General features: G+C 76.1%; 4 protein-coding genes. 3 read left to right on the top strand and 1 reads right to left on the bottom strand.

Annotated elements, in window-relative coordinates; genetic code table 11:
* The 3 genes from E1291_RS42775 to coaE form a co-directional block, all read left to right on the top strand.
* Positions 1-803, top strand: an 803-nt coding sequence (locus tag E1291_RS42775; protein ID WP_370771108.1) for an endonuclease/exonuclease/phosphatase family protein, incomplete at its 5' end; no start/stop codon positions are given.
* Between the two features lie 30 nt (positions 804-833).
* Entirely contained in the window at positions 834-1,337 is a 504-nt protein-coding gene (locus E1291_RS37905) for a GNAT family N-acetyltransferase (RefSeq protein WP_131742867.1), read from the top strand.
* A gap of 5 nt (positions 1,338-1,342) precedes the next feature.
* Positions 1,343-1,951 (top strand): dephospho-CoA kinase, encoded by a 609-nt coding sequence (coaE, locus tag E1291_RS37900; RefSeq protein ID WP_131742866.1) that lies wholly within the window; start codon positions 1,343-1,345, stop codon positions 1,949-1,951.
* Positions 1,952-1,979: 28 nt separating this feature from the next.
* Here coaE and E1291_RS37895 read toward each other — a convergent pair.
* Positions 1,980-6,255 (bottom strand): NACHT and WD40 repeat domain-containing protein (locus tag E1291_RS37895; protein WP_131742865.1); only part of this gene is annotated, 4,276 nt, incomplete at its 5' end.

Genomic DNA, 6,255 nt, shown 5'->3' with positions numbered 1-6,255 from the left:
CCCGCGCCCCGCTGCGCGCCCTCACCGCGGGCGCCGCGGCGATCGCGCTGCTGGCCGGCACCCTGGTGTTCACCGTCGCGGCGCCGGACGGGACCGCGAAGGCCGGGCCCGTCCCCGGCCAGGTCCGGCTGCTCAGCTACAACATCCACGACGGCGTCAACCAGGACGGCAGGCTCGACCCCGAGGGCATCGCCCGGACGATCGAGGGGCAGCGCGCCCAGGTCGTCCTGATGCAGGAGGCCAGCCGGGGTTCGCTGCTGTCGGGCACCACCGACCTCGGCGTGTGGCTGTCGCGGCGGCTCGGCATGAAGCTGATCTGGGGCCCCGCCGCCGACGGGCAGTTCGGCAACGCGATCCTCACCTCCCTGCCGGTGCGCGGCTCCGGGACGGGCCGGATGGCGAAGGGCGACTGGTCGCAGATCCGCGGCTACGTGTGGGCGCGGCTCGCCGTCGGCTCCACCACGATGGACGTGTGGTCGACGCACCTGGAGGGCGGCGGCGACCAGGCCCGCGAGCGGGCCCGGGAGGTCTCCGCGCTGGTGCGGGCCTGGGGCGGCGCGCCCCGCACGATCATCGGCGGCGACTTCAGCGCCGAGCCGGGCAGCCCGGAGCTCGCCGGGCTGCTGGAGACCGGCCTGCGCAGCGCCGCGCTCGGCGCCGACACCAGCCCGACCACCGCGGACGGCAGGCGGCACGACGGCGTGTTCGGCTCCGAAGGGCTGATGTTCACCGACTACGAAGTGCCCCGCTCGGACGCCTCCGACCACTACCCGGTCGCGGTGACGGTCCGGGTCGGGCACTGAGGGCCGCCGGATGCCGTTAGGGTCGGGCGCATGAGCGACGAGGCGGTCTCGATCGAGCGGGCCGGCCCTTCGGACGCGGGCGAGCTGCTGACCGTCCAGCGCGCCGCCTACCTGACCGAGGCGCAGCTGTACGGCGACCCGTTCCTGCCGCCGCTGGTCGAGTCGCTCGACCAGATCCGCGCGGTGCTGGCGGGCGACGCGATGGTGCTGAAGGCGACGCTGGGCGAGCGGGTCATCGGCGCGGTCCGCGGCCAGTTCAGCGACCGCACCTGCCTGGTGGGGCGGCTCGTCGTCGTCCCCGACCTGCAGGGGCAGGGGGTCGGCCACTCGCTCATGAACGTCCTGGAGACGGCGGTCACCGGGCGGGCCGACGCGTGCGTGCTGTTCACCGGTCACCTCAGCGAGACCGGGCTGCGCCTGTACCGGCGCCTCGGCTACACCGAGACGCATCGCGAGCGGGTCGCCGCGCATCTCACGCTCGTCCACATGCGCAAACCGCTCGCGCCGCGGCCAGGGCTTTCACCGCTAGGGTGAGCGGCGTGCTGAAAGTGGGACTCACCGGCGGAATCGGGTCGGGCAAGAGCGAGGTCGCGGCGCGGCTGGCCGCGCGCGGCGCCGTGGTCATCGACGCCGACGCCCTCGCCCGGGAGGTCGTCGGGTGGGGCACCCCCGGCCTGGCCGCCGTCGTCGCCGAGTTCGGGCCGGACGTGCTGCTGCCGTCCGGCGAACTGGACCGCCCCAAGGTCGGCTCGATCGTGTTCTCCGACCCCGAGCGGCTGAAGGCGCTGAACGCCATCGTCCACCCGCTGGTGGGGCGGCGGATGCGGGAGCTGATGGACGCCGCGCCCGCGGGCTCGGTCGTGGTCTACGACGTCCCGCTGCTCGCCGAGAACGGGGCCGCCTCCGCCGCCGCCTACGACGAGGTCGTGGTCGTGGACGTCCCCGAGGAGACCCAGGTGGACCGGCTGACGTCCCGCCGCCGCATGACCGAGGCCGACGCCCGCGCCCGCATGGCCCACCAGGCCACTCGCGAGGAGCGGCTGGCCGTCGCCACCCGCGTCATCGACAACTCCGGCGGCCTGGACGTGCTGGAGGAGCAGGTCGAGGCCCTCTGGAAGGTCCTCGCCGCCCGCGCCGCCGCGACGTGACCGGACGCCCCGGCGGCGCGCCGTCCGCTCAGAAGGGCGCCTCCATGGGGATCTGGCGGACCTCGGGCAGGTAGGCGTCCAGCTCGCCCGGCTCGAAGCGGCACATGCCGACCGAGTACCAGAACTCGGCCGTGGCGTCGCCCTCCCACTTGTAGCGGCCGTCGGGGGCCAGCGCCGCCCACCCTCCGGCGAGGCCGAGCAGGGTCGCGCGGCGGCGCGGCGCGGACCGGTCGGTGACGTCCCACAGGATCACGGCGCCGTCGTCGCCCGCGGTCGCGAGCCGCGCGCCGTCCGGGCTGAACGCCGCCGACCAGACGCGGCGGGTGTGCCCGGTGAGGGTGTGCAGCAGGGCGCCGGTCGCCGGGTCCCACAGCCGCACCGCCATGTCGTCGCCCGCGCCGGCCAGCATCGTCCCCGACGGGTGGAACGCGGCCGTCCAGAGGCGCCCCGAGTGCCCGGTCAGCACGTGCCGGGTGCCGCCCGAGGCCACGTCCCACACCCGGAGGGTGCCGTCGTTGCTCGCGCTGGCCAGGGTGTCGCCGGACGGGTCGAAGGCCACCCGGTAGACGCGGTCGGTGTGCCCGGCGAGTGCGGCGTGCAGCGCGCCGCTGCGCGGATGCCACAGGCGCACCAGGCCGTCGTCGCAGCCGGTCGCGACGAGGCCGCCGCCGGGGTGGAAGTCGATCGTGCGGACCCGGCCGCGGTGGTCGCCGAGGTTGACGATCTCGCGGCCGGTCGTCCAGTACCAGAGCCGGACGCTGTCGTCGTCGTTGGCGGTGGCCAGCACGTCCCCGGCGGGCGAGAACGCCTGCGCCCACACGTGGTCGGTCTCGACGTTCAGCTCCCGCTCGAACGCGCCCGTCCCGGCCTGCCACAGGTGGACGCCGCCGTCGTTGGTGGCGGTCGCGAGCCGCGAGTCGCGGGTGCCGAACAGGGCGGAGGTGAGGTTGTCGGCGGCGCCGCGCAGCTCGCGGAGCATCCGGCCGGTCGCGGGGTCCCACAGCCGGACGAGGCCGTCGTTGCCGCTGGAGGCCAGCAGCCCGCCGTCGGCGCTGAACGCGACGCCGGTGACGCGGCGGCCGTGCCCGCGCAGCACGACCCGGCACTGCCCCGTCTCGGCGTCCCACAGCCGCGCGGTGCCGTCGTTGCTGCTGGTGGCCAGCTGCGCGCCGTCCGGGCGGAACGCGAACGGCCAGACGGCGCCGCGATGCCCGGCGAGCTCGAGCCGCTGCCGGCCGGTCGCGGGATCCCAGAGCCGGACCGAGCCGGCGCTGTCGGCGGTGGCCAGCCGGCCGCCGTCCGGGCTGAACGCGGCCTGGTAGATGCCGCCGCCGTGCCCGGCCAGCGTCGCGCGGTGCACCCCGTCCTCCCACAGCCGGACGGACGCGTCGGTGTCGCCGGTGACCATGAGCCGCCCCTCCGGGTGGAAGGCGATGGCGTAGACGCGGCCGGTGTGGCCGCGCAGCTCCTGCCGGATCCGGCCGGAGTGGATGTCCCAGAGCCGCACGACGCCCGCCTCGTCGCCCGCGGCGAGCAGCGACCCGCCGGGGTGGAACACGGCGCGGAACACCGCGCCGCGGTGGCCGGTCAGCTCGCGGCGCAGGGACCCGGTGGCGAGGTCCCAAACGCGCAGGACCCCGCCCGCGTCCCCGGTCACCATCAGGGTTCCGGCCGGGTCGAACACGGCGGTGTAGACGGGCGCGGTGTGCCCGGGGAGCTCGTGCAGGAGCCCGCCGGTGCCGGTGTCCCAGACGCGGATCGTCCCGTCGGCCGCCCCGGCGGCGACGAGGTCGGCGCCGGAGGGGGAGCGGCCGCCGGTGACGACCGGCCACACGCCCTCGGGGTGGACGGTCAGGACGTGCGAGCACTGTCCGGTGGCGAGGTCCCACAGCCGGACGGTCCCGTCGGCCGACCCGCTGGCCAGCACGTCCCCGCCGGAGCCGAACGCGACGGCGTAGGCGCGGTCCCGGTGGCCCTGGAGCGTGCGCAGCGGGGTGCCGGTCACCGCGTCGCAGACCAGGACGCCGCCGTCCTCGCCGCCGACGGCCAGCACGGAACCGCCGGGACCGTAGGCGAGCGGCTGCGGCAGCCTGCTGGTCTGGAAGTGGAAGCCGTAGGGGACGCCGACGGCGGCGGGCCGCACCTGGATATCGACGGGCCGACCGGGCGCGATCGCCGCCTCGCGCAGCTCGGGCGCGGCGGCGATCCGGTCGGGCAGGACGGCGTCGACGAGCGCGGCGCGCGTCCACCGGCCGCCGTCCACGGCGACGTCGCGCAGGTCGGCGCGCGCGAGCCGGGCCCGGGACAGATCCGCGCCGCGCAGGTCGGCCCCGGTGAGCCGGGCCTCGTCCAGCCGCGCGCCGGCCAGGGAGGCGTCGCGCAGCACGGCCCGCGACAGGTTGGCGCCCACGAGCTGCGCGTCGGTGAGGTCGGCGCCGGTGAGGTCCACCCCCTGCAGGTCGCGGTAGGACAGGTCCTCGCCCTGCAGGCGCGCGCCGCGAAGGTCGGCGCGGGCGGGGGTGCGCAGCCGGGTGGTGATCCGGATGGCGTTGGCGCGGGCCACGTCGCCCGCGCCGGGGTCGGCGAGGACGCCCGCGGCCCACTCCCGGCAGGCGCGGGTGTCGGCGAGGTCGCACAGGAAGTCGACGGTGAGCTGGCTGAGCGGGCGGCGGCCGAGCGACGCCGGCGCCGGGTCCGCGGCGAACTCGCGGGCGATGTGCCGGGCGACGAGCCACTCCATCACCGACGCGTGGATGAACCCGAACAGGCCCTCGTCGGTGCGGACGAGCAGGCTCCCGGCGCCGACGGCGTGCGTGACCTGGTGCGGCGACAGGCGCCCGTCGGCGAGGCCGGTGAGGGCGTCGGCGACGTCCGCGAGCTCCGCGAGGCGCAGGAACCGCTCGTCGCCCTCCCAGAGCCGCAGCGCCAGCGTCCCGACCGCCTCCCACATGTCGTCGGCGTCCAGTCCGGCGGGGCCGCCCGCGTGCCGGACCCGCTCGGCCTCGTAGGCGAGCCAGGACGACAGGATCTCCTGGTACAGGTCGGCGGGGCTGACCGTGCTGCGGGCGCGCGCGACCGCGTGCAGCCGCTCGGCGGGAAGGTCGGCGATGAAGCTCAGCATCCGCGGGTTGGACGTGAGGGCCATCAGCTCCTCGACGCCCGACAGCAGCGCGAGCCGGGCGTCGGCGGCCTCCTCGTCGCCGTATCGGTTCACCAGGTACGAGCGGACCTGCGCGGGCGTGAACTCCTCCAGCCCGAGCACGCGCCGGTGCGGCAGGACGCCGACCTTCTCGCCGAGCGCGGTCAGTACCTGCGCCTGGGACTTGAAGTGCTGGGTGCGGCTCGCGACCACGATCTTGGCCTTGTCCTGGGCGGCCTGGAGCAGCGTGTCGAGATGGTCGGCGGCCTGGTCGTAGGTGACCCGGGTGACCAGCTCGTCGAAGCCGTCGAACAGCAGGACGATGCGGCCCTGCCGGAGCATGTAGTGGAACGCCTTGAGGTCGATCAGCTCCTCGCCGTGGTTGGCGAGGTGCGCGGCGACCAGCCCGTCCACCGAGTGCGCCTTGTCGAGCGCGCGCAGCTCGATGAGGATCGGGACGACGTGCGGCAGCTCCTCGGGGACGCGGCGGGCCAGCTCGCGCAGCGCGAAGGTCTTGCCCCGGCCGAAGTCGCCCAGCAGCAGCAGGAACCGGCCGTGGTCGGCCGACAGCAGGCGCAGCATCTCCCCGACGACGTCGTCGTGGACGTCGGCGGCGCTCCGGTGGCCGGGGTCCGCTCCCTCACCGCCCGCCCCCTCGTCGGCGCCCTCGCCCGCGGAGGCGGCCGTGCGGAACCGGTCCAGTTCCCGGTAGCGCTGCGGGACGTACAGCGACGGCGGGTACAGCCCGCCCGCGGCGAGCCGGCCCGTCTGCGCGGTGACGTACTCCGACAGGTCCACCAGGCCCTGGAACTCGGTGAGGCTCCGTACCCGGATTCCGCGCCGCAGCGCGTCGTCGCGCAGTGAGCGGGCCGGGGCCGGCCCCAGGTACACCAGCTCCGAGCCGTGGTCGGTGCCGTCGGCGTGCACATGCCGGGCGAACGCGTCCACGTCGGCCTCGCCCACCCGCCCGACGTGCGCGCCGATCCGGTACTGGCGGACGAACCCGTCCTCCAGATGGGTCAGCAGCAGGTGCGGCGGGTCGGCGCGCCCGTCCTCGCGCTGCGGCGGGACGACCCGCCGGATCGTGGCGCGCTCGAACCGGGTCTCGCACGCCTCGGTCAGCCGGTCCAGCAGCCGCGCGGCCGGGCCGGCCGCGGGGTCGTCC

The organism is Actinomadura roseirufa, from assembly GCF_900659635.1.
Taxonomy (GTDB): Bacteria; Actinomycetota; Actinomycetes; order Streptosporangiales; family Streptosporangiaceae; genus Spirillospora; species Spirillospora roseirufa.
The sequence above is the reverse complement of the archived record's forward strand: the minus strand, read 5'-3'. Positions and strand labels throughout refer to the sequence as shown.